General features: G+C 51.2%; 23 protein-coding genes. 14 read left to right on the forward strand and 9 right to left on the reverse strand.

Features of this window, described 5'->3' with window-relative positions:
- Positions 1-61: 61 nt before the first annotated feature.
- Positions 62-2,608 carry a class I adenylate cyclase gene (cyaA, locus tag K0335_RS18685; RefSeq protein ID WP_000281724.1) on the forward strand — a complete coding sequence of 849 codons (2,547 nt, stop codon included), beginning with the start codon at positions 62-64 and terminating at the stop codon, positions 2,606-2,608.
- Positions 2,609-2,647: 39 nt separating this feature from the next.
- Here the strand turns inward: cyaA and cyaY are convergent, their stop codons facing one another.
- A complete protein-coding gene (cyaY, locus tag K0335_RS18690; protein ID WP_000999963.1) occupies positions 2,648-2,968 on the reverse strand; it encodes an iron donor protein CyaY in 321 nt (106 codons plus the stop codon).
- Between the two features lie 47 nt (positions 2,969-3,015).
- Positions 3,016-5,043 (reverse strand): hypothetical protein, encoded by a 2,028-nt coding sequence (locus K0335_RS18695; RefSeq protein ID WP_104920374.1) that lies wholly within the window; start codon positions 5,041-5,043, stop codon positions 3,016-3,018.
- A gap of 188 nt (positions 5,044-5,231) precedes the next feature.
- Between K0335_RS18695 and K0335_RS18700 the strand changes: the two genes are divergently transcribed.
- From K0335_RS18700 to uvrD, 6 genes are all read left to right on the forward strand, one after another.
- Positions 5,232-5,435 carry a lipoprotein gene (locus K0335_RS18700; protein ID WP_000799889.1) on the forward strand — a complete coding sequence of 68 codons (204 nt, stop codon included), beginning with the start codon at positions 5,232-5,234 and terminating at the stop codon, positions 5,433-5,435.
- Positions 5,436-5,471: 36 nt separating this feature from the next.
- Positions 5,472-6,296 (forward strand): diaminopimelate epimerase, encoded by an 825-nt coding sequence (gene dapF / locus K0335_RS18705; RefSeq protein ID WP_001160654.1) that lies wholly within the window; start codon positions 5,472-5,474, stop codon positions 6,294-6,296.
- Positions 6,293-7,000, forward strand: a complete 708-nt coding sequence (locus tag K0335_RS18710; protein ID WP_160193769.1) for a DUF484 domain-containing protein — start codon at positions 6,293-6,295, stop codon at positions 6,998-7,000. Before dapF ends, K0335_RS18710 begins: the two co-directional genes overlap by 4 nt.
- A complete protein-coding gene (gene xerC / locus K0335_RS18715; RefSeq protein WP_219394003.1) occupies positions 6,997-7,893 on the forward strand; it encodes a tyrosine recombinase XerC in 897 nt (298 codons plus the stop codon). Before K0335_RS18710 ends, xerC begins: the two co-directional genes overlap by 4 nt.
- On the forward strand, positions 7,893-8,609 hold the full coding sequence (gene yigB, locus K0335_RS18720; RefSeq protein WP_001213567.1) for a 5-amino-6-(5-phospho-D-ribitylamino)uracil phosphatase YigB: 717 nt from the start codon (positions 7,893-7,895) through the stop codon (positions 8,607-8,609). Before xerC ends, yigB begins: the two co-directional genes overlap by 1 nt.
- Positions 8,610-8,692: 83 nt before the next feature.
- Entirely contained in the window at positions 8,693-10,855 is a 2,163-nt protein-coding gene (uvrD, locus tag K0335_RS18725) for a DNA helicase II (protein WP_000383407.1), read from the forward strand.
- A gap of 54 nt (positions 10,856-10,909) precedes the next feature.
- Here uvrD and K0335_RS18730 read toward each other — a convergent pair whose 3' ends face one another.
- Complete coding sequence (locus tag K0335_RS18730) at positions 10,910-11,812, reverse strand: S-adenosyl-l-methionine hydroxide adenosyltransferase family protein (RefSeq protein ID WP_000751625.1); 903 nt, start codon at positions 11,810-11,812, stop codon at positions 10,910-10,912.
- An 82-nt stretch (positions 11,813-11,894) separates the two neighbouring features.
- Positions 11,895-12,659 (reverse strand): phosphodiester glycosidase family protein, encoded by a 765-nt coding sequence (locus tag K0335_RS18735; RefSeq protein ID WP_104920372.1) that lies wholly within the window; start codon positions 12,657-12,659, stop codon positions 11,895-11,897.
- A gap of 161 nt (positions 12,660-12,820) precedes the next feature.
- Here K0335_RS18735 and ysgD point away from each other — a divergent pair, with 161 nt between their 5' ends.
- Entirely contained in the window at positions 12,821-12,877 is a 57-nt protein-coding gene (gene ysgD / locus K0335_RS18740; protein WP_211180520.1) for a protein YsgD, read from the forward strand.
- A 151-nt stretch (positions 12,878-13,028) separates the two neighbouring features.
- Entirely contained in the window at positions 13,029-13,979 is a 951-nt protein-coding gene (gene corA / locus K0335_RS18745; RefSeq protein WP_000947155.1) for a magnesium/cobalt transporter CorA, read from the forward strand.
- 42 nt (positions 13,980-14,021) lie between these two features.
- On the opposite strand, the gene K0335_RS18750 is transcribed toward corA, so the two are convergent.
- The 4 genes from K0335_RS18750 to yigI form a co-directional block, all read right to left on the reverse strand.
- Positions 14,022-14,402, reverse strand: coding sequence for a DUF2628 domain-containing protein (locus K0335_RS18750; RefSeq protein ID WP_000032591.1), 381 nt, complete (start codon positions 14,400-14,402; stop codon positions 14,022-14,024).
- Between the two features lie 13 nt (positions 14,403-14,415).
- Positions 14,416-14,796 carry a protein YigG gene (gene yigG / locus K0335_RS18755; protein WP_024256555.1) on the reverse strand — a complete coding sequence of 127 codons (381 nt, stop codon included), beginning with the start codon at positions 14,794-14,796 and terminating at the stop codon, positions 14,416-14,418.
- A gap of 94 nt (positions 14,797-14,890) precedes the next feature.
- Positions 14,891-15,781, reverse strand: coding sequence for an EamA family transporter RarD (gene rarD / locus K0335_RS18760; RefSeq protein ID WP_000351953.1), 891 nt, complete (start codon positions 15,779-15,781; stop codon positions 14,891-14,893).
- 51 nt (positions 15,782-15,832) lie between these two features.
- Positions 15,833-16,300, reverse strand: coding sequence for an acyl-CoA thioesterase YigI (gene yigI, locus K0335_RS18765; RefSeq protein ID WP_001353700.1), 468 nt, complete (start codon positions 16,298-16,300; stop codon positions 15,833-15,835).
- Between the two features lie 163 nt (positions 16,301-16,463).
- Here yigI and pldA point away from each other — a divergent pair, with 163 nt between their 5' ends.
- The 4 genes from pldA to rhtC all read left to right on the forward strand — a co-directional run bounded on the left by pldA (position 16,464) and on the right by rhtC (position 20,447).
- Positions 16,464-17,333: a phospholipase A gene (gene pldA / locus K0335_RS18770; protein WP_001259599.1), complete on the forward strand. Its 870-nt coding sequence runs from the start codon at positions 16,464-16,466 to the stop codon at positions 17,331-17,333.
- Between the two features lie 48 nt (positions 17,334-17,381).
- Positions 17,382-17,864 (forward strand): hypothetical protein, encoded by a 483-nt coding sequence (locus K0335_RS18775; RefSeq protein ID WP_000631826.1) that lies wholly within the window; start codon positions 17,382-17,384, stop codon positions 17,862-17,864.
- Positions 17,865-17,933: 69 nt separating this feature from the next.
- Positions 17,934-19,763, forward strand: coding sequence for an ATP-dependent DNA helicase RecQ (recQ, locus tag K0335_RS18780; protein ID WP_000035585.1), 1,830 nt, complete (start codon positions 17,934-17,936; stop codon positions 19,761-19,763).
- Positions 19,764-19,826: 63 nt separating this feature from the next.
- The gene (gene rhtC / locus K0335_RS18785; protein ID WP_000928829.1) at positions 19,827-20,447 is read left to right on the forward strand and encodes a threonine export protein RhtC; all 621 of its coding nucleotides are present in this window, start codon (positions 19,827-19,829) and stop codon (positions 20,445-20,447) included.
- Between the two features lie 61 nt (positions 20,448-20,508).
- Here the strand turns inward: rhtC and rhtB are convergent, their stop codons facing one another.
- On the reverse strand, positions 20,509-21,129 hold the full coding sequence (gene rhtB, locus K0335_RS18790; RefSeq protein ID WP_104920370.1) for a homoserine/homoserine lactone efflux protein: 621 nt from the start codon (positions 21,127-21,129) through the stop codon (positions 20,509-20,511).
- Positions 21,130-21,239: 110 nt separating this feature from the next.
- Here rhtB and pldB point away from each other — a divergent pair, with 110 nt between their 5' ends.
- On the forward strand, positions 21,240-22,262 hold the full coding sequence (gene pldB / locus K0335_RS18795) for a lysophospholipase L2 (protein WP_046076502.1): 1,023 nt from the start codon (positions 21,240-21,242) through the stop codon (positions 22,260-22,262).
- Positions 22,263-22,264: the final 2 nt, after the last annotated feature.

Raw genomic sequence — 22,264 nt, forward strand, 5'->3', positions numbered from 1 at the left:
TGTTTCCAGTGATATTGCCGGAAACATCATCATGACGGGTAGCAACATCAGGCGATATGTCTTGTACCTCTATATTGAGACTCTGAAACAGCGACTGGATGCCATTAACCAACTGCGCGTGGATCGCGCGCTTGCTGCAATGGGACCTGCTTTCCAGCAGGTATACAGTCTGCTGCCGACATTACTGCACTATCACCATCCGCTGATGCCGGGTTACCTTGAAGGTAACGTTCCACGAGGCATCTGCCTCTACACGCCTGATGAAACTCAACGCCACTACCTGAACGAACTCGAACTCTACCGGGGAATGTCGCCACAGGAGCCGCCGAAAGGTGAGCTTCCCATTACTGGCGTTTATTCCATGGGTAGTACCTCTTCGGTTGGGCAAAGCTGTTCTTCTGATCTCGATATCTGGGTCTGCCATCAATCCTGGCTTGATAGTGAAGAGCGCCAGTTACTACAACGTAAATGCAGCCTGCTGGAAAGCTGGGCCGCCTCGCTGGGCGTGGAAGTTAGCTTCTTCCTGATTGATGAAAACCGTTTCCGCCATAATGAAAGTGGCAGTCTGGGGGGCGAAGATTGTGGCTCCACCCAGCATATGCTGCTGCTTGACGAATTTTATCGTACCGCCGTGCGTCTCGCCGGTAAGCGTATTCTGTGGAATATGGTGCCGTGCGACGAAGAAGAGCATTACGACGACTACGTGATGACGCTCTATGCGCAGGGTGTGCTCACTCCTAATGAATGGCTGGATCTCGGTGGCTTAAGCTCGCTTTCTGCTGAAGAGTATTTTGGTGCCAGCCTTTGGCAGCTCTATAAGAGTATCGATTCTCCCTACAAAGCGGTGCTGAAAACACTGCTGCTGGAAGCCTATTCCTGGGAATACCCAAACCCACGCCTGCTGGCGAAAGATATCAAACAGCGTTTGCACGACGGCGAGATTGTGTCGTTTGGCCTCGATCCGTACTGCATGATGCTGGAGCGTGTTACTGAGTACCTGACGGCGATTGAAGATTTCACCCGTCTGGATTTAGTACGCCGCTGCTTCTATTTAAAAGTGTGCGAAAAACTCAGTCGCGAACGCGCTTGCGTAGGCTGGCGTCGTGAAGTGCTAACCCAGTTAGTGAAAGAGTGGGAATGGGACGATGCTCGTCTGGCAATGCTCGATAACCGCGCTAACTGGAAGATTGATCAGGTGCGCGAGGCGCACAACGAACTGCTCGATGCAATGATGCAGAGCTACCGCAATCTGATCCGCTTTGCGCGTCGCAATAACCTTAGCGTCTCTGCCAGTCCGCAGGATATCGGCGTGCTGACGCGTAAACTGTATGCCGCGTTTGAAGCATTGCCAGGTAAAGTGACGCTGGTAAATCCGCAGATTTCACCCGATCTCTCGGAACCGAATCTGACCTTTATTTATGTGCCGCCGGGTCGTGCTAACCGTTCCGGTTGGTATCTGTACAACCGTGCGCCAACGATTGAATCGATCATCAGCCATCAGCCGCTGGAATATAACCGCTACCTGAATAAACTGGTGGCATGGGCCTGGTTTAACGGCCTGCTGACCTCGCGCACTCGCTTGTATATTAAGGGTAATGGCATTGTTGACTTGCCGAAGTTGCAGGAGATGGTCGCCGATGTGTCACACCATTTCCCGCTGCGCCTGCCTGCACCGACACCAAAAGCGCTCTACAGCCCATGTGAGATTCGCCATCTGGCGATTATCGTTAACCTGGAATATGACCCTACAGCTGCGTTCCGCAATCAGGTGGTGCATTTTGATTTCCGTAAGCTGGATGTCTTCAGCTTTGGCGAGAATCAAAATTGCCTGGTAGGTAGCGTGGACCTGCTGTACCGCAACTCGTGGAACGAAGTGCGTACGCTGCACTTCAACGGCGAGCAATCGATGATCGAAGCCCTGAAAACTATTCTCGGCAAAATGCATCAGGACGCCGCACCGCCAGATAGCGTGGAAGTCTTCTGCTACAGCCAGCATCTGCGCGGATTAATCCGTACTCGCGTGCAGCAACTGGTTTCTGAGTGTATTGAACTGCGTCTGTCCAGCACCCGTCAGGAAACAGGGCGCTTCAAGGCGCTGCGCGTTTCTGGTCAAACCTGGGGCTTATTCTTCGAACGCCTGAATGTATCGGTACAGAAACTGGAAAATGCCATCGAGTTTTATGGCGCTATTTCGCATAACAAACTGCACGGCCTGTCAGTGCAGGTTGAAACCAATCACGTCAAATTACCGGCGGTGGTGGACGGCTTTGCCAGCGAAGGGATCATCCAGTTCTTCTTCGAAGAAACGCAAGACGAGAATGGCTTTAATATCTACATTCTCGACGAAAGCAACCGGGTTGAGGTGTATCACCACTGCGAAGGCAGCAAAGAGGAGCTGGTGCGTGACGTCAGTCGCTTCTACTCGTCATCGCACGACCGTTTTACCTACGGCTCAAGCTTCATCAACTTCAACCTGCCGCAGTTCTATCAGATTGTGAAGGTTGATGGTCGTGAACAGGTGATTCCGTTCCGCACCAAAGCTATCGGCAACATGCCGCCTGCCAATCAGGATCACGACACGCCGCTATTACAGCAGTATTTTTCGTGATGAGCGTGCCGGAAAGCGAGGCTTATCCGGCATGCAATCTTAGCGGAAACTGACTGTTTCACCCGCTTGCTGCGTTGCCGCCTGTTCCAGCAAATCCCAGAAGGTTTCGCCGCTACGGTCGCAAATCCATTCATCGCCTTTCAGATCAAAATGGTAGCCGCCCTGTTTGGTTGCCAGCCACACCTGGTGCAGCGGTTCCTGGCGGTTAATAATGATTTTGCTGCCATTTTCAAAGGTAATGGTCAGCACACCGCCGTTGATTTCGCAGTCGATATCGCTGTCGCCATCCCAGTCATCCAGACGCTCTTCAATGGTCAGCCACAGGGTATCGGCCAGGCGATGAAATTCACTGTCGTTCATTGTTGTTTCCTGTTTTTAGGTGATGGCGGCAGTATAGCGGCATGGTGTCAGGGCTTCAAAGTTTGCTCAATGTCTTGTGCTTTGCGGCACTCTTCATCCGTCTTCAGGATGATGATGTCATCATTGGATGAAAACATGTTCTGATCCAGATTACGTGTCTTTGCCGGACAGGGCGACGCGGTTCGATAAAGTTGGCTACCGATCCAGGTATAAACATAGCGATTGTCATAAGCGAAGCGTTCGGTGGTCTTCAATGGTCCATCAATGGCAAAAATTTGAATATCGTCGCGTAATCGGGAAGAGCGCATAAAGTAGCCATGGTCTTTCCCTGCGTTAATGCGTTGGTTCAGGAAAGGTGCAGAAGAGTCGAGCGTTAGGGTTTCCAGGATGTCTTCACCAAAAGGAGACAATTTCGCAATGTACAGAGTATTTTTGTACTGCGCGATACGATCGGTGATGGGGTGAAATGCTTTTGGATCAATATCGCGGAGTTTCTCCCATTGACTCCATTGCTGGTCTGTAGAGCGAAGCTTACGCCAGCTAACATCGGTTTCGCCGACGAGAAAAGCGCTCTCGCCAGCAGAATATTGAGCAATGTTAACGGATGAGTTATAGGGGATTCCCGTTGGAATAAACGCACCATCCTCAAGAAGTCTGCCGTCTAACTCTCCACTACGGTAGTCTGCCCAATAGCCATATCCTGAATGTCCGGTTTTCCAGTTCACCCGCACGGCCCTGGTATTGGGTGTTGGGTAGCGCCAAAGCTGTGAGCCATCGAATGCGTAAACATAACGATCGTCGTGTGCATACCATTTCTTGTAATGGGGGCTATCGCTAAGGTGAGCCTCACGCTCGCCAGGAACACGATAATCCATCAGGATAAGCGGCCCGGAAGACTCGAATACCTGGAGACCATCTTCTTCTTCACCACGAACTTGTAATTTAGTCAGTAAATAGCCGTGAGTTCTTCCCGCGTTAAAGCGTTTATTAATCACCAAAGCAGGATTATCCAGCGTGACGATATCCAGCCTGTTTTCGCCAAATTCCGTTTTTTTGATGGTGTACAGTTTGTCCTGATACTGCGCGACGGTATTACTAAGAGGGTGAAATTGTTCTGGATCGAGGCCGGGTAGGACTTCTTGCTGGCATTCAGGCCCTTTGCGCCATGAAACAGAGTGTTCCTGCAAATTGAACGCCGCGCAGCTATTTGCCCTATCTTTGTCCAGATTTCCCTGATTCAGCACCTTCCGGTGCAGGCCGCTTTTATCTCGCCAGGTTAATAACGAACCGGGCATCCAGCGTACGACAGTAAATGTCTCCGGGTCGGCATCAAGCTGTTCGCCGTTGATCATCATTTCCGTGTGTGTACGGGCTAATGTATCCCAGGGGCCAAATGGTACGGCAACGCAGGGGTTAAACGTGGTGGAAAACTTTCCTCGCTGATCCCAGGACTTCTGCGCCAGCACACGGAAACTCTCGGGGTCAGCGAGGCGATGCCCATTGATATATAAGAAATTAGCGTCACGTAATATCAGCCCCAGAACGTCAGGTTTCCAGGGGAAACGGAATTTCACCTGATGCAGTGTTTTGATATCTAAGCTATTTCCCCCGCCATTGTCATCGGTGCGCTTGCCTTCGAAATAGAGACTGTGTTTATCTGCGGCAAAATCACCCCATGCCTTGAACGAGGCGACATCGACGGGAGGTTTGTCTGGCGGGTTTTGCACAACTTCACCCGCGTAGAGGATATAGCGACCATCGCTATGCCAGGAGTAATGAGGATACCAGGCCTGTGCGCCTTCATAGAGGTAGTCGGTTGTCAGATCGGTCAGAGGAGGTTCTTTATCCCATTCGTCTAGTGTTGTCGGGTCTATTAATAAATTGGGTAACCGACGCAATCTCTTGTAATTCACGCCAGGAAGAGAAAGATTTGTTTCTTCATAAGGGCGCAGATACACCACGCCTTTTCCCTGTTTCTGGTAAATATTATGTTCAGGCGCGGAAAGCCGACATCCCCATGCCGGGGATAAGAATAACGAACAAGACAACAAACAAACCACATTGCGATAGTGCATAAAGCCATCCTGGCGCGAGGTGCCGATCACGAAACTACCAGCAAAACATAAATCCTCACGTGTAAGCGTTATACTCGCAGCAATTCCTCATTTTTCAGACTTCATAAAGAGTCGCTAAACGCTTGCTTTTACGCCTTCTCCTGCGATGATAGAAAGCAGAAAGCGATGAACTTTACAGGCAATCCATAATGAAAAACGTGTTTAAGGCACTCACTGTATTACTTACTCTCTTCAGCCTGACGGGCTGCGGTCTGAAAGGTCCGCTCTATTTCCCGCCTGCAGATAAAAACGCACCGCCACCGACCAAACCGGTAGAGACGCAAACGCAATCCACGGTGCCGGATAAAAACGACCGCGCCACTGGCGATGGTCCATCCCAGGTGAATTACTAAAAGTCAGTTTCTGTACCCGCGTGATTGGAGTAAATGATGCAGTTCTCGAAAATGCATGGCCTTGGCAACGACTTTATGGTCGTCGACGCGGTAACGCAGAATGTCTTTTTTTCACCGGAACTGATTCGTCGCCTGGCGGATCGGCACCTGGGGGTAGGGTTTGACCAACTGCTGGTGGTAGAGCCACCTTACGATCCCGAACTGGACTTCCACTATCGCATTTTCAATGCTGATGGCAGTGAAGTGGCGCAGTGTGGCAACGGCGCACGCTGCTTTGCCCGTTTTGTGCGTCTGAAAGGGCTGACCAATAAGCGCGATATCCGCGTCAGCACTGCCAACGGGCGGATGGTTCTGACCGTCACCGATGATGATCTGGTGCGCGTCAATATGGGCGAGCCCAACTTCGAACCTTCTGCCGTGCCATTTCGCGCTAACAAAGCGGAAAAGACCTATATTATGCGCGCCGCCGAGCAGACAATCTTATGCGGCGTGGTGTCGATGGGAAATCCGCACTGCGTGATTCAGGTTGATGATGTCGATACTGCAGCGGTAGAAACGCTTGGTCCTGTTCTGGAAAGCCACGAACGTTTTCCGGAGCGCGCTAATATCGGTTTTATGCAAGTGGTTAAGCGCGAGCATATTCGTTTACGCGTTTATGAGCGTGGGGCAGGAGAAACCCAGGCTTGCGGCAGCGGCGCGTGTGCGGCGGTGGCGGTAGGGATTCAGCAAGGTTTGCTGGCCGAAGAAGTACGCGTGGAACTCCCCGGCGGTCGTCTTGATATCGCCTGGAAAGGTCCGGGTCACCCGTTATATATGACGGGGCCGGCGGTACATGTCTACGACGGATTTATTCATCTATGAAGCAACCAGGGGAAGAACTACAGGAAACACTCACGGAGCTAGATGACCGGGCGGTTGTCGATTATCTGATTAAAAATCCTGAGTTTTTTATCCGCAATGCGCGCGCAGTAGAAGCGATACGTGTGCCGCATCCGGTACGCGGCACCGTTTCGTTGGTCGAGTGGCACATGGCCCGCGCACGTCATCATATTCATGTTCTGGAAGAGAACATGGCGCTGTTGATGGAACAGGCTATCGCCAACGAAGGTTTGTTCTATCGCTTACTTTACCTGCAGCGTAGTCTCACCGCCGCCAGCAGTCTCGACGATATGCTGATGCGTTTTCACCGCTGGGCGCGCGATCTCGGTCTGGCAGGTGCGAGTCTGCGTCTGTTTCCGGATCGCTGGCGCTTAGGTGCGCCGTCGAACCACACTCATCTGGCATTAAGCCGTCAGTCTTTCGAACCGCTGCGTATTCAGCGTCTGGGGCGGGAACAGCACTATCTGGGGCCGCTTAACGGGCCGGAGTTGCTGGTGGTGCTACCGGAAGCGAAAGCGGTGGGATCGGTGGCGATGTCGATGCTGGGAAGCGATGCTGATTTAGGCGTGGTGCTGTTCACCAGCCGTGATGCCAATCACTATCAACAAGGGCAGGGAACGCAGTTACTGCATGAAATTGCGCTGATGTTGCCGGAGCTTCTGGAGCGTTGGATTGAACGCGTATGACCGATTTACATACCGATGTAGAACGCTACCTACGTTATCTGAGCGTGGAGCGTCAGCTTAGCCCGATAACCCTGCTTAACTACCAGCGTCAGCTTGAGGCGATCATCCATTTTGCCAGCGAAAACGGCCTGCAAAGCTGGCAGCAATGTGATGTGACGATGGTGCGTAATTTTGCTGTACGCAGTCGCCGTAAAGGGCTGGGTGCGGCAAGCCTCGCATTACGCCTCTCTGCGCTACGTAGCTTTTTTGACTGGCTGGTCAGCCAGAACGAACTCAAAGCTAACCCGGCGAAAGGTGTTTCGGCACCGAAAGCGCCGCGTCATCTGCCGAAAAACATCGACGTCGATGATATGAATCGGCTGCTGGATATTGATATCAACGATCCCCTTGCTGTGCGCGACCGTGCAATGCTGGAAGTGATGTACGGCGCGGGTCTGCGTCTTTCCGAGCTGGTGGGGCTGGATATCAAATACCTCGACCTGGAGTCTGGCGAAGTGTGGGTGATGGGAAAAGGCAGCAAAGAGCGCCGCCTGCCGATTGGTCGCAACGCCGTGGCGTGGATTGAGCACTGGCTTGATTTGCGCGACCTGTTTGGTAGTGAAGACGACGCGCTTTTTCTGTCGAAACTGGGCAAACGCATCTCCGCGCGTAATGTGCAGAAACGCTTTGCCGAATGGGGCATAAAACAAGGGCTGAATAATCACGTTCACCCGCATAAATTACGTCACTCGTTCGCTACCCATATGCTGGAGTCGAGCGGCGATCTTCGTGGTGTGCAGGAGCTGCTGGGTCATGCCAACCTCTCCACCACGCAAATCTATACTCATCTTGATTTTCAACACCTTGCCTCGGTGTACGATGCGGCGCATCCACGCGCCAAACGGGGGAAATAATGCGTTTTTACCGGCCTTTGGGGCGCATCTCGGCGCTCACCTTTGACCTGGATGATACCCTTTACGATAACCGTCCGGTGATTTTGCGCACTGAGCAGGAGGCGCTTACCTTTGTGCAAAATTACCATCCGGCGCTGCGCAGCTTCCAGAATGAAGATCTGCAACGTCTGCGTCAGGCGGTACGGGAAGCGGAACCCGAGATTTATCATGATGTGACGCGTTGGCGTTTTCGCTCAATAGAACAAGCGATGCTCGACGCCGGGCTGAGCGCAGAAGAAGCCAGTGCAGGCGCACACGCGGCAATGATCAACTTTGCCAAATGGCGTAGCCGGATCGACGTTCCGCAGCAAACGCACGACACCTTAAAACAGCTGGCGAAGAAATGGCCGCTGGTGGCGATCACCAACGGCAACGCCCAGCCGGAACTGTTTGGTTTGGGGGATTATTTTGAGTTTGTGCTGCGCGCTGGTCCGCACGGGCGCTCGAAACCGTTCAGCGATATGTACTTTCTGGCGGCGGAAAAACTCAACGTGCCGATCGGCGAGATCTTACATGTTGGGGACGATCTCACCACTGACGTGGGTGGGGCAATTCGCAGCGGAATGCAGGCCTGTTGGATCAGACCGGAAAATGGCGATCTGATGCAAACCTGGGACAGCCGTTTACTGCCGCATCTGGAAATTTCCCGGTTGGCATCTCTGACCTCGCTGATATAATCAGCAAATCTGTATATATACCCAGCTTTTTGGCGGAGGGCGTCGCGCTTTTCCGCCCAACCTATTTTTACGCGGCGGTGCCAATGGACGTTTCTTACCTGCTCGACAGCCTTAATGACAAACAGCGCGAAGCGGTGGCCGCGCCACGCAGCAACCTTCTGGTGCTGGCGGGCGCGGGCAGTGGTAAGACGCGCGTACTGGTGCATCGTATCGCCTGGTTGATGAGCGTGGAAAACTGCTCGCCGTATTCGATTATGGCGGTGACGTTTACCAACAAAGCGGCGGCGGAGATGCGTCATCGTATCGGGCAACTGATGGGCACCAGCCAGGGCGGCATGTGGGTCGGCACCTTTCACGGGCTGGCACACCGTCTGCTGCGTGCGCACCATATGGACGCCAACCTGCCGCAGGATTTCCAGATCCTCGACAGCGAAGACCAGCTGCGCCTGCTTAAGCGTCTGATCAAAGCCATGAACCTCGACGAGAAGCAGTGGCCGCCGCGCCAGGCAATGTGGTACATCAACAGCCAGAAAGATGAAGGGCTGCGTCCGCATCATATTCAAAGCTACGGTAATCCGGTGGAGCAGACCTGGCAGAAGGTGTACCAGGCGTATCAGGAAGCGTGCGACCGCGCGGGCCTGGTAGACTTCGCTGAACTACTGCTACGCGCCCACGAACTGTGGCTTAACAAGCCGCATATCCTGCAACACTACCGCGAACGTTTTACCAATATCCTGGTGGACGAATTCCAGGATACCAACAACATTCAGTACGCGTGGATCCGCCTGCTGGCGGGTGACACCGGCAAAGTGATGATAGTCGGTGATGACGACCAGTCAATCTACGGCTGGCGCGGGGCGCAGGTCGAGAATATTCAGCGTTTCCTCAATGATTTCCCCGGTGCTGAAACTATCCGTCTGGAGCAGAACTACCGCTCTACCAGCAATATTCTGAGCGCCGCTAACGCCCTGATTGAAAACAATAACGGGCGTCTGGGTAAAAAGTTGTGGACCGATGGCGCGGACGGTGAGCCGATTTCCCTCTATTGCGCTTTTAACGAACTCGACGAAGCGCGTTTTGTTGTTAACCGCATCAAGACCTGGCAGGACAACGGCGGGGCGCTCGCCGAGTGCGCCATTCTCTATCGCAGCAACGCCCAGTCGCGCGTGCTGGAAGAAGCACTGTTGCAGGCGAGTATGCCGTACCGTATTTACGGCGGGATGCGCTTCTTCGAACGCCAGGAAATCAAAGATGCGCTCTCGTATCTGCGCCTGATTGCCAACCGCAACGACGACGCGGCCTTTGAGCGCGTGGTCAATACGCCAACGCGGGGTATTGGTGACCGGACGCTGGACGTGGTGCGTCAGACATCGCGCGATCGCCAGTTAACACTGTGGCAGGCATGTCGTGAACTGTTGCAGGAAAAAGCCCTCGCCGGACGTGCTGCCAGCGCTTTGCAACGGTTTATGGAACTGATCGACGCCTTAGCGCAAGAAACTGCCGATATGCCGCTGCATGTACAGACTGACCGGGTAATTAAAGACTCCGGCCTGCGCACCATGTACGAGCAGGAGAAGGGGGAAAAAGGCCAGACACGTATCGAAAACTTAGAGGAACTGGTGACGGCAACGCGCCAGTTCAGCTACAACGAAGAAGACGAAGACTTAATGCCTTTGCAGGCGTTTCTCTCCCATGCGGCACTGGAAGCGGGTGAAGGGCAGGCGGATACCTGGCAGGATGCGGTACAGCTGATGACGCTACACTCGGCGAAAGGTCTGGAATTCCCGCAGGTGTTTATTGTCGGTATGGAAGAGGGCATGTTCCCAAGCCAGATGTCGCTGGATGAAGGCGGGCGTCTGGAAGAAGAACGCCGTCTGGCCTACGTTGGCGTAACCCGCGCGATGCAGAAACTGACGCTGACCTACGCGGAAACCCGGCGTCTGTATGGCAAAGAGGTTTACCATCGCCCGTCGCGTTTTATTGGCGAGTTGCCGGAAGAGTGTGTGGAAGAGGTGCGTTTACGCGCTACGGTAAGCCGCCCGGTCAGCCATCAGCGTATGGGTACGCCGATGGTTGAGAACGACAGCGGTTACAAACTCGGCCAGCGCGTACGACACGCCAAGTTTGGTGAAGGGACTATCGTCAATATGGAAGGCAGCGGCGAACATAGTCGTTTGCAGGTGGCATTTCAGGGCCAGGGTATTAAATGGCTGGTGGCGGCTTACGCCCGGCTGGAGACGGTGTAATTTACGATTCCGTTGCGGGATACGGTGCGCCACACCGCATCCCGCATCAGCACCTTACTTAGCGCACTTCTTCACATCAATATTCCAGTCAGCACCAGACGCAACCTGATGTTTCTGCGCAAAATTATCCATATTCAGCGCCACGGAAACATTCAACAAGCTGTTCAGATACACCATCGGCTGGCCTTCCGGCACATCGCCGAAGCTTGCGACATACGGCATTTTCCCTTCGTATTTTTTCTGGGAACCTTCGGAAATGGTCACACACAACGTGTCGTTGAGTTTGATTCCTGCCTGATTCAGCAACTCGTCGCTGATATTGCTCCAGACGTTGCCATACTGAATATCGAGAATCGGGATATTGCCCTTCACTTCACCTTTTGTTGCTTTGGCTTTCTGATAAGAAAGTTCGACAACTTTTGCAGGAAGCTCTGGCCCCACCTGCTCGAACGTAATCGCCCCGGAAGCCAGACGCGCACCGGTGTAGGCATACACGTCACGACCGTGGAAGGTATATGACTTTTCAGAACCTTTCAGGCGGTTAGCTTTTTCGTCGATTTCCCGGACGCTATCAATACCCAGAGTTTGTGCCACCAAAGTGAGCGTACCGTTATCGGGTGAAACGAAGTACTGACCGTTTTTGGTTTTTAGCACCACCGATTTACGGTCAGTGCCTACGCCCGGATCGACCACGCTAACAAACACCGAACCTTGCGGCCAGTAACTGGCGGTCTGATACAGGCGGTAAGCGCCTTCCCAGATGTTATACGGTGGAATTTCGTGTGTTAAATCAAATATTTTAAGATTATGGTCCACGCCGAAAGCGACCCCTTTCATCGCCGAGACGGCGCCATCTTTCAGGCTAAAATCCGTTTGTAAAATCAAAGCGTTATCCGCATAGGCGGATGATGATCCCAGACACGTTAATAAAAATAACGTTGCGAGCGTTTTTTTCATTTTTGTTTCCCTTCATTTATCTGATGATTTTCCAGCTGTGTAGCCAGTCCCAGTTTGTCTGGCCTCCTCGAGTGTACAATACTTAACCTTTCCGCTCGACGGAAATCATGGTGACAAAAGGATAGCGTTGCCACGGGATTGCCCCGCCTTTCATATACATATGTGAAATTGTGCCATCAAGATAAAGCAACTGCTCAACGTTCAGTTTCGCTTTGGCATAACAGGCAAAATCATAAAAATTTGTCGCCTGCTGGCTCAACAAAAACACGGCGTTCCCTTGTTTATTAATCCCAACACCGTTACGAATTTTACGTGAGGCGACGTTGGGATGAATACGCGGATTAATTACGCCGTTTTCCATCAACATTGGCCCTGACTGCACCGCAAACTGAATCTCTTTACTGGTTTTAAAGGCATCCAGACGAACGATGCCGACTTTATCTCCCGCGACATAAAACACGCCGCCAGGACGAATAAAGAAATTCCCTTCACCTGAAGCGAGATTTAACGCCACCTTCTGCTGACCGTTTTCGATGTATAAACCGAGCGGCGCATAGCTTTCATCATAGATGCCGCCGTTCATCGCCATCTGCACCTGACTCTGACTATTAATATCCGCCAGCAGAGCATGTAACGTTCCCCACGCTTCGCCATTGGCTTTTTGCCAGTACATTTTCACCCGCTCTGTTTGAGGATTAACGGTATACGCCTGTACGGTCAGCGCCGGATCTGAGAGTGCGCAATCATCAGCGGCAACAGCAAACAAGGGAAGTAAGGTGAGGGTGAGAAAAATCCGTTTTAGATTCAAGGTGATCATTCCTTTACCAATGAGTAGCCGATGCGCCATTATAGGTCCTGGATGTGGGATTTTTTTATCCTGTTAGCGACCTTGACGAGTACCAAAAAGCGCGAAGTTCAACTATTGTTCTGTGGTGTTCTGTTGCGTGTTGACGGCAAAATTTTGCTGGCGTAACATGCGCGCACGATCACTCTAAGAGGACATTCGCCTTGGACACACCCAGTAGATACTGGCTCACTATCCTGTCATCCAGGATCAACTCCTAAGGCTATCCCTTTTTGCTGATAGCCTTAGCGGTTGTCAGCGACCTCAATTTTTCCCGTCGCGCTGAGTCAGGCTGTTTAATGGTCTGAAACCCAATTTGTTTCTGTGTGCCCACCGAACTGTCCGATATTTTAAGCATTGGGAGTCCCGGTCATGCTGAGCGCATTTCAACTGGAAAATAACCGACTGACCCGGCTGGAAGTCGAAGAGTCACAACCCCTTGTAAATGCAGTATGGATTGATCTTGTCGAACCGGATGACGACGAGCGACTGCGCGTACAATCTGAACTTGGCCAGAGCCTGGCAACCCGCCCGGAACTGGAAGACATCGAAGCATCGGCACGTTTCTTTGAAGACGATGACGGCCTGCATATTCACTCCTTCTTCTTCTTTGAAGATGCGGAAGATCACGCCGGTAACTCCACTGTGGCATTTACCATCCGTGATGGTCGTCTGTTTACTCTGCGTGAGCGTGAACTGCCTGCATTCCGTCTGTATCGTATGCGCGCCCGTAGCCAGTCAATGGTGGACGGTAACGCCTACGAGCTGCTGTTGGATCTGTTCGAAACCAAAATCGAACAGCTGGCAGATGAAATTGAAAATATCTATAGCGACCTGGAGCAGTTGAGCCGGGTAATTATGGAAGGGCATCAGGGCGATGAGTACGACGAGGCGCTCTCCACACTGGCGGAGCTGGAAGATATCGGCTGGAAAGTTCGCCTGTGTCTGATGGATACCCAGCGTGCACTCAACTTCCTGGTGCGTAAAGCACGCTTACCGGGTGGGCAACTGGAGCAGGCGCGTGAAATCCTGCGAGATATCGAATCCCTGCTGCCGCATAACGAATCCCTGTTCCAGAAGGTGAACTTCCTGATGCAGGCGGCTATGGGCTTTATCAACATCGAGCAGAACCGCATCATCAAAATCTTCTCGGTGGTATCCGTCGTGTTCCTGCCGCCGACGCTGGTTGCTTCCAGCTATGGCATGAACTTTGAGTTTATGCCAGAGTTGAAGTGGAGTTTCGGCTACCCGGCAGCGATTATCTTTATGATCCTCGCAGGCCTGGCACCGTATCTGTACTTTAAACGGAAGAACTGGTTGTAAAAAACGAGAGTGGTGGTTTAGCCCGGCTAAGCCACCAGTTATTCAAAGGCTCCAGGTATTTAACCCTTTTACCTCTTTCTCATAAAACCATTTGTTCGTGTTAACAGCAACATAGGCTGCTACGGCAATTCCCAAAATGTTAACGCCAATTAGTGCACCAACAAATAGAGATAGAATGCCAAGTAATAGAACTATAATTGCTTTTTTCCATAAACCCAGAACAAATAGATAGATCCAGGAACAGAAGAAAGCAATGAAATTAATTTGAATAGTTAATCGTTGTCTTACTTTTAATGCTTTAAATGCTGCTTTATATTCTGGTGTTGCCCCCCAGAATCCAGGAAAGCCATGTTGATCATAAAAACTAAAGCGATATTTCCATTTTTCACTTAATGAACCATCGTTCATATATTCCTTACTCATAAATACTCCATAACTATTGTTTTGATGAATCAGTAGGTGCAAGCATTAGCATACTGAAAGTAGAAAAATAACAAATCAAAAAAATCATCGAACCATTGCCTGAACAATCAAAATGTTCGGCTATCATTGTGATGATAGAGATGATATATACTGCTAATGTACCAAAAACATAAGTTTTTATATATATGAAACCACTATCACGGAGTCGTTGGCAATTCATGTTGATGACGAGATAATGGAGTACGATAGTAGAGACTATAACAAGAAAGTCTGCTTCACCATCGTTAAAAAAGATAATAAGAAAGGCAAAAATGAAATTTGTTAAAATAAATGAAAATATATAACGGCGTCTGGAAATCTTACCGCTAGATGTTGGGATAAACATACGCAACATAAATTTTACATCCTTGTGTGAGTCTCCTGTCAGCATGACAATATGCCCACTCTCATGCAAGAGCAGGCATATTTTTTCAGAATATATTTATTTTTTATTTGGACGTTCTACGCTGCGTATAAATCGCATCCATCACAAAAATTGCCAGCGCTACCCAAATAAAGGCGAAAGTCACCATCTTATCGGCTCCCGGTTTTTCACCATAAAACGTCACTGCCAACAGGAACATTAGCGTCGGCCCAATGTACTGGAAAAAGCCTAATGTTGAGAGTCGTAAGCGTGTAGCTGCTGCGGTAAAACATAACAGTGGCACGGTGGTGACAATACCGGCGGCGATCAGCAGTAAATTCAGCGACATCGGGTTTTGCCCCATATGGCTGGTTGAGCTGTCGGCAATAGCAAACAGGTAAATCGCCGCCACGGGCAGCAGCCACATGGTTTCGATTAACATGCCGGTTTGCGCTTCAACGGCAATTTTCTTGCGTACCAGGCCGTAGAAGGCAAAACTAAACGCCAGCCCCAGCGCGATGATTGGCAGCGAACCAAAAGTCCAGAGCTGGACCAATACACCACATATCGCCAGAATCACCGCCAGCCATTGCATCCGGCGGAATCGCTCGCCGAGGAAAATCATCCCCAGCACAATGTTCACCAGCGGGTTAATAAAGTAACCAAGGCTCGCTTCCAGCATATGGTGATTGTTCACCGCCCAGATAAACAGTAGCCAGTTGCCACCAATCAGCACGGCAGAGACTGCCAGCATGAAGATTTTCTTTGGTGTCTGAATCAGCGTTTTTAAATAGGACCACTGGCGGCAAATGCTCATCAGCACCACCATAAAGAAAAACGACCAGATCACGCGATGTGTCAGGATCTCATCAGCGGGTACGTAATAAATCAGCTTGAAGTACGCGGGTGCAATACCCCAAATAAAATAAGCGGCAAGAGCGAGTAATACGCCCTGCCGCGTTTGTTTGATATCCATTGGAAAAGCTCATTTTTTATGGGTAAAAGCAGTTTACCTGCTTTTACGTTATCAACCTACCATATAGGTGGCGGTGGCACTGGCAATATAAAGCTGATCTTCATTGTGTAATTCAACGCGGGCGACGGCGACTTTATTGCCTGCACGCAACAGACTACTGGTAGCAGTAAAACGCTCGCCCCTGCCTGGGCGCAGATAATCGACGCGAAGATCAATGGTCCCCATCCGCGATAGCCGCTGGCGTAGTTCATCTTCACTGATGGTTTCGTGGCGGGTTAAGGTACTTCCCACGCACACCAGACCTGCGGCGACATCCAGCGCCGACGCAATGACCCCGCCGTGCAAAATGCTTTGCGCCCAGTTACCCACCATCATTGGCTGATTTTTAAAGGCCAGCTGTGCGAACTCTTTTTCGTAACGCTCCAGTTCCATCCCTAACGCACGGTTAAATGGCATGTGATAAACAAACATCTCACCCACTAATTTCAGGGCTTGTTCAGCGGTCAGTACGGCAGACATATCATCCTTACACTTCATTGGTTAATGAAATGTTGATTTTATGCTTCTTAATTGTGGCTTTCTACTTTAAGACGGGATAACTAACGTCCTTCAAGGTAAGTATGTAGAATAGCCCGCATAAAATATTCATATCTTCAATCATTCGTTACGGAGAACACGACCGATGCGGACTCTACTGGGCTGCTTGTTGCCTGTGTGTATGCTGCCGATGGTGGCAAATGCGCAAGAGGCAACAGTGAAAGAAGTGCATGATGCACCAGCGGTACGAGGCAGTGTTATCGCCAATATGTTGCAGGAGCATGACAATCCTTTCACGCTCTATCCTTATGACACTAACTACATCATCTACACCGATACCAGCGACCTGAATAAAGAAGCGATTAGCAGTTATAACTGGTCGGAAAATGCGCGTAAGGATGAAGTTAAGTTCCAGTTGAGCCTGGCGTTCCCTCTATGGCGTGGAATTTTAGGGCCAAACTCTGTATTAGGTGCGTCTTACACGCAGAAATCGTGGTGGCAGCTTTCTAACAGTAAAGAGTCTTCACCGTTTCGTGAAACCAACTACGAACCGCAATTGTTCCTCGGTTTTGCCACCGATTACCGCTTTGCTGGTTGGACGTTGCGCGATGTGGAGATGGGGTATAACCACGACTCTAACGGGCGTTCTGATCCCACTTCCCGTAGCTGGAACCGTATCTACACCCGCCTGATGGCAGAAAACGGCAACTGGCTGGTGGAAGTGAAGCCGTGGTATGTGGTGGGTAATACGGACGATAATCCGGACATCACCAAATATATGGGTTACTACCAGCTTAAAATCGGCTATCACCTGGGTGATGCGGTGCTGAGTGCGAAAGGACAGTACAACTGGAACACCGGTTACGGTGGTGCGGAGTTAGGCTTAAGTTACCCGATCACCAGGCATGTGCGCCTTTATACCCAGGTTTACAGCGGTTACGGCGAATCGCTCATCGACTATAACTTTAACCAGACCCGTGTGGGTGTGGGGGTTATGCTGAACGACCTGTTTTAATGCATGGTAGAGTGCCAGCACCTAATTTTTGTTTAAAAATCAAATGCTATGATTACGTTAAGCAATAGTGAGCTGGCCGTTACTTTGACACTGGATGTCGTCGGATATGAGTCTCCTGAGGCAAGCGATAACTGGCTTTTATTGAAGGTGAATCTGACTCAGGCTGATAAACGCTTCGACAGAATCGATCCGGCACTTGAGTGCATTGATATTAAGAGGATCCACGAATGGTTCTCTGCATTGTCTGAGCGCCGTTTACCCTCCAGTGTGCGGTTGTGGTTCACCGAACCATGTCTGGGACTTGAATGTTATGGGCACTGGGACGGGCGAGTCAGAATTGCCGTGAATCTTGCTTGTGAACTTCGCCCTCCATTTTTACTCCGGGCAAGAGATGCAGGACGCGACGAGTGGCTGGATGAAGAACTGGATGGTGAAGAATGGAGTGTCTGGTTCGATCTGACAGAGGATGATTTCTTCAACATTCTGGCAAAACTGGAATCTTACATCCAACATTATCCAGCCAGACGCTAAAAGCATTGCAGTTTCTCGCGCAGGCGCTGAAAATAGCGCCTGTTTTTATTTCAGGTAATCGGGGTTAATGTGGCGCAGGCGGAAGTGTTGAATCTGGAGTCCGGAGCTAAACAGGTTTTACAAGAAACCTTTGGCTACCAACAGTTTCGCCCCGGCCAGGAAGAGATTATCAACACCGTGCTTTCCGGTCGCGATTGCCTGGTCGTCATGCCCACTGGTGGCGGAAAATCCCTTTGCTATCAAATTCCTGCCTTACTGCTAAACGGTCTTACCGTGGTTGTTTCACCACTGATTTCACTGATGAAAGATCAGGTGGACCAGCTACAGGCCAACGGCGTGGCGGCGGCGTGCCTTAACTCGACGCAAACCCGCGAGCAGCAGCTTGAAGTAATGACAGGCTGCCGCACCGGGCAAATCCGCCTGCTGTATATCGCGCCGGAACGCCTGATGCTGGATAACTTCCTTGAGCATCTGGCGCACTGGAATCCGGTGTTATTAGCTGTTGATGAAGCGCACTGTATCTCCCAATGGGGCCACGATTTCCGCCCGGAATACGCTGCCCTCGGTCAGCTGCGCCAGCGGTTCCCGACGCTGCCATTTATGGCGCTGACCGCCACAGCCGACGACACCACGCGGCAGGATATCGTGCGCCTGCTAGGGCTGAACGATCCGCTGATTCAAATCAGCAGTTTTGATCGCCCGAACATTCGCTACATGCTGATGGAGAAATTCAAACCGCTCGATCAGTTGATGCGCTACGTGCAGGAACAGCGCGGTAAGTCGGGGATTATTTACTGTAATAGTCGTGCGAAAGTAGAAGACACCGCCGCGCGTCTGCAAAGCAAGGGTATCAGCGCAGCGGCTTATCACGCCGGGCTTGAAAACGATGTCCGTGCGGACGTGCAGGAAAAATTCCAGCGCGATGACCTGCAAATTGTGGTGGCGACGGTAGCGTTCGGCATGGGCATCAACAAGCCTAACGTCCGCTTCGTGGTTCACTTTGATATTCCACGCAATATCGAATCCTATTATCAGGAAACCGGTCGCGCCGGGCGTGATGGCCTGCCCGCGGAAGCGATGCTGTTTTACGATCCGGCCGATATGGCGTGGCTGCGCCGTTGCCTGGAAGAAAAACCGCAGGGGCAGTTGCAGGATATCGAACGCCATAAACTCAATGCGATGGGCGCGTTTGCTGAGGCGCAAACCTGTCGTCGTCTGGTGCTGCTGAACTACTTTGGCGAAGGGCGGCAGGAGCCGTGCGGGAACTGCGATATCTGTCTCGATCCGCCGAAACAGTACGACGGTTCAACCGATGCGCAGATTGCGCTTTCCACCATTGGTCGTGTGAATCAGCGTTTTGGTATGGGCTATGTAGTGGAAGTGATTCGCGGCGCCAATAACCAGCGAATCCGCGACTATGGTCATGACAAACTGAAAGTCTATGGCATGGGCCGTGATAAAAGCCATGAACATTGGGTCAGCGTGATCCGCCAGCTGATTCATCTCGGCCTTGTGACGCAAAATATCGCCCAGCATTCGGCATTACAACTGACAGAAGCCGCACGGCCTGTGTTGCGCGGCGAATCCTCTTTACAACTTGCCGTGCCGCGTATTGTGGCGCTCAAACCGAAAGCGATGCAGAAATCGTTCGGTGGCAATTACGATCGCAAACTGTTCGCCAAATTACGCAAACTGCGTAAATCGATTGCCGATGAAAGCAATGTCCCGCCGTACGTGGTGTTTAACGACGCGACCTTGATTGAGATGGCGGAACAGATGCCAATCACCGCCAGCGAAATGCTCAGCGTTAACGGCGTTGGGATGCGCAAACTGGAACGCTTTGGCAAACCGTTTATGGCGCTGATTCGTGCGCATGTCGATGGCGATGACGAAGAGTAGTCAGCAGCATAAAAAAGTGCCAGGATGAAGACTCCGTAAACGATTTCCCCGCGAGTCAATTGTATGTTGATGTTATTCCTCACCGTCGCCATGGTTCATATCGTGGCGCTTATGAGCCCCGGTCCCGATTTCTTTTTTGTCTCCCAGACTGCCGTTAGCCGTTCGCGCAAAGAAGCGATGATGGGCGTGCTGGGCATTACCTGCGGCGTAATGGTCTGGGCAGGTATCGCGCTGCTTGGCCTGCATTTGATTATCGAAAAAATGGCCTGGCTGCATACGCTGATTATGGTTGGCGGTGGCCTGTATCTCTGCTGGATGGGTTACCAGATGCTACGCGGTGCGCTGAAAAAAGAGGCTGTATCTGCACCTGCGCCACAGGTTGAGCTGGCGAAAAGCGGACGCAGTTTCCTGAAAGGCTTACTGACCAATCTCGCCAATCCGAAAGCGATTATCTACTTTGGTTCGGTATTCTCATTGTTTGTTGGTGATAACGTCGGCACCACTGAGCGCTGGGGCATTTTCGCGTTGATTATTGTCGAAACGCTGGCGTGGTTTACGGTGGTTGCCAGCCTGTTTGCTCTACCGCAAATGCGCCGTGGTTATCAACGTCTGGCGAAGTGGATTGATGGTTTTGCCGGGGCGTTATTTGCCGGATTTGGCATTCATTTGATTATTTCTCGTTGATGCCAAACGCTTCATCAGAGTAAGTCGGATAAGGCGTTTACGCCGCATCCGACATTATTTTTCACGCATGCCTCGCCGATGCCAACAGCGCTCCTACCAGCATAAACAGCGAGCCAAAAATCTTATTCAATGCCTTCATCTGTTTCGGCCCTTTTATCCATAACGCAATCCGTTGAGCAAGTGTGGCGTAACCGATCATCACAATAATATCGACCACAATAGTGGTGACGCCGAGCACGATATACTGCATCAGTTGTGGCTGCTGCGGCATGATGAATTGCGGAAAAAGTGCTGCCAGAAACACAATACTTTTGGGATTGGTGAGATTCACAAAAACTGCGCGCTGGAACAAATGTCGGCGTGATTGGGTTGAGGCCAGCGATTTAAGATCAATTGCGCCAGCAGCGCGCCACTGCTGGATACCCAGCCAAATCAAATAAGCTGCGCCTGCCCACTTCAACACTTCAAACGCAATCACTGAGCGGGAAAATAGCGTTCCTAAACCCACGCCAACCAGCACAATATGAATTGCCAGCCCCGTCTGCAAACCGGCAATAGACGCCATCGCACCACGATAACCGTGATTGAGTGAAGTCGTCATGGTGTTAATCGCACCAGAGCCTGGCGAAAGGCTAAGAATTATTGACGTCAATAGATAGGCAAACCACCATTCAAAGGTCATGACAAACTCCCGGTGTGTCTGTTTTTATGCCACAATACGCTACTGTCACTGTGTTGTGTCAGACACGCCTGAAAAAACGATTTTACGTGGTTAATGAGGCAGGATACCCGATGTTTCAGCAGCAAAAAGAGTGGGAAACAAGAGAAAACGCGTTTGCTGCTTTTACCATGGGACCGCTGACAGACTTCTGGCGTCAGCGCGATGAAGCTGAATTTATCGGCGTTGATGACATTCCAGTACACTTTGTCCGTTTTTGTGCTGCTCAGCATGATAGCGTTATTGTTATCTGCCCAGGACGTATTGAGAGCTATGTAAAGTATGCGGAACTGGCCTACGATCTGTTTCATCTGGGGTTTGATGTATTAATCATCGACCATCGAGGACAAGGGCGTTCCGGGCGTCTGTTAGCCGATCCTCACCTTGGCCACGTAAATCGCTTTAATGATTATGTCGATGACCTGGCGGCATTCTGGCAACAGGAGGTCCAGCCCGGTCCGTGGCGTAAGCGCTATATACTGGCACATTCGATGGGCGGTGCGATCTCCACGTTATTTCTGCAACGCCATCCAGGTGTATGTGACGCCATTGCGCTAACTGCACCAATGTTTGGGATTGTGATTCGTATGCCGTCATTTATGGCGCGGCAGATCCTTAACTGGGCCGAAGCACATCCACGTTTCCGTGATGGCTATGCAATAGGCACCGGGCGCTGGCGCGCGTTGCCGTTTGCTATCAACGTACTGACCCACAGCAGACAGCGATATCGACGTAACTTACGCTTCTATGCTGATGACCCAACGATTCGCGTCGGTGGGCCGACCTACCATTGGGTACGCGAAAGTATTCTGGCTGGCGAACAGGTGTTAGCCGGAGCGGGTGATGACGCCACGCCAACGCTTCTCTTACAGGCTGAAGAGGAACGCGTGGTGGATAACCGCATGCACGACCGTTTTTGTGAACTCCGCACCGCTGCGGGCCATCCTGTCGAAGGGGGACGACCGCTGGTAATTAAAGGTGCGTACCATGAGATCCTTTTTGAAAAGGACGCAATGCGCTCAGTCGCGCTCCACGCCATTGTTGATTTTTTCAACAGGCATAACTCACCCAGCGGAAACCGCTCTACAGAGGTTTAAAT

Source organism: Escherichia sp. GZ89 (assembly GCF_019366485.1).
GTDB lineage: Bacteria > Pseudomonadota > Gammaproteobacteria > Enterobacterales > Enterobacteriaceae > Escherichia > Escherichia fergusonii.

Excerpts from the sequence above, each read along its gene's own strand:
- cyaY (WP_000999963.1), bottom strand. The coding sequence starts at position 2,968 with ATGAACGACAGTGAATTTCATCGCCTGGCCGATACCCTGTGGCTGACC.
- K0335_RS18695 (WP_104920374.1), bottom strand. The coding sequence starts at position 5,043 with ATGCACTATCGCAATGTGGTTTGTTTGTTGTCTTGTTCGTTATTCTTA.
- K0335_RS18700 (WP_000799889.1), top strand. The coding sequence starts at position 5,232 with ATGAAAAACGTGTTTAAGGCACTCACTGTATTACTTACTCTCTTCAGC.
- dapF (WP_001160654.1), top strand. The coding sequence starts at position 5,472 with ATGCAGTTCTCGAAAATGCATGGCCTTGGCAACGACTTTATGGTCGTC.
- K0335_RS18710 (WP_160193769.1), top strand. The coding sequence starts at position 6,293 with ATGAAGCAACCAGGGGAAGAACTACAGGAAACACTCACGGAGCTAGAT.
- xerC (WP_219394003.1), top strand. The coding sequence starts at position 6,997 with ATGACCGATTTACATACCGATGTAGAACGCTACCTACGTTATCTGAGC.
- yigB (WP_001213567.1), top strand. The coding sequence starts at position 7,893 with ATGCGTTTTTACCGGCCTTTGGGGCGCATCTCGGCGCTCACCTTTGAC.
- uvrD (WP_000383407.1), top strand. The coding sequence starts at position 8,693 with ATGGACGTTTCTTACCTGCTCGACAGCCTTAATGACAAACAGCGCGAA.
- K0335_RS18730 (WP_000751625.1), bottom strand. The coding sequence starts at position 11,812 with ATGAAAAAAACGCTCGCAACGTTATTTTTATTAACGTGTCTGGGATCA.
- K0335_RS18735 (WP_104920372.1), bottom strand. The coding sequence starts at position 12,659 with ATGGCGCATCGGCTACTCATTGGTAAAGGAATGATCACCTTGAATCTA.
- corA (WP_000947155.1), top strand. The coding sequence starts at position 13,029 with ATGCTGAGCGCATTTCAACTGGAAAATAACCGACTGACCCGGCTGGAA.
- K0335_RS18750 (WP_000032591.1), bottom strand. The coding sequence starts at position 14,402 with ATGAGTAAGGAATATATGAACGATGGTTCATTAAGTGAAAAATGGAAA.
- yigG (WP_024256555.1), bottom strand. The coding sequence starts at position 14,796 with ATGTTGCGTATGTTTATCCCAACATCTAGCGGTAAGATTTCCAGACGC.
- rarD (WP_000351953.1), bottom strand. The coding sequence starts at position 15,781 with ATGGATATCAAACAAACGCGGCAGGGCGTATTACTCGCTCTTGCCGCT.
- yigI (WP_001353700.1), bottom strand. The coding sequence starts at position 16,300 with ATGTCTGCCGTACTGACCGCTGAACAAGCCCTGAAATTAGTGGGTGAG.
- pldA (WP_001259599.1), top strand. The coding sequence starts at position 16,464 with ATGCGGACTCTACTGGGCTGCTTGTTGCCTGTGTGTATGCTGCCGATG.
- K0335_RS18775 (WP_000631826.1), top strand. The coding sequence starts at position 17,382 with ATGATTACGTTAAGCAATAGTGAGCTGGCCGTTACTTTGACACTGGAT.
- rhtC (WP_000928829.1), top strand. The coding sequence starts at position 19,827 with ATGTTGATGTTATTCCTCACCGTCGCCATGGTTCATATCGTGGCGCTT.
- rhtB (WP_104920370.1), bottom strand. The coding sequence starts at position 21,129 with ATGACCTTTGAATGGTGGTTTGCCTATCTATTGACGTCAATAATTCTT.
- pldB (WP_046076502.1), top strand. The coding sequence starts at position 21,240 with ATGTTTCAGCAGCAAAAAGAGTGGGAAACAAGAGAAAACGCGTTTGCT.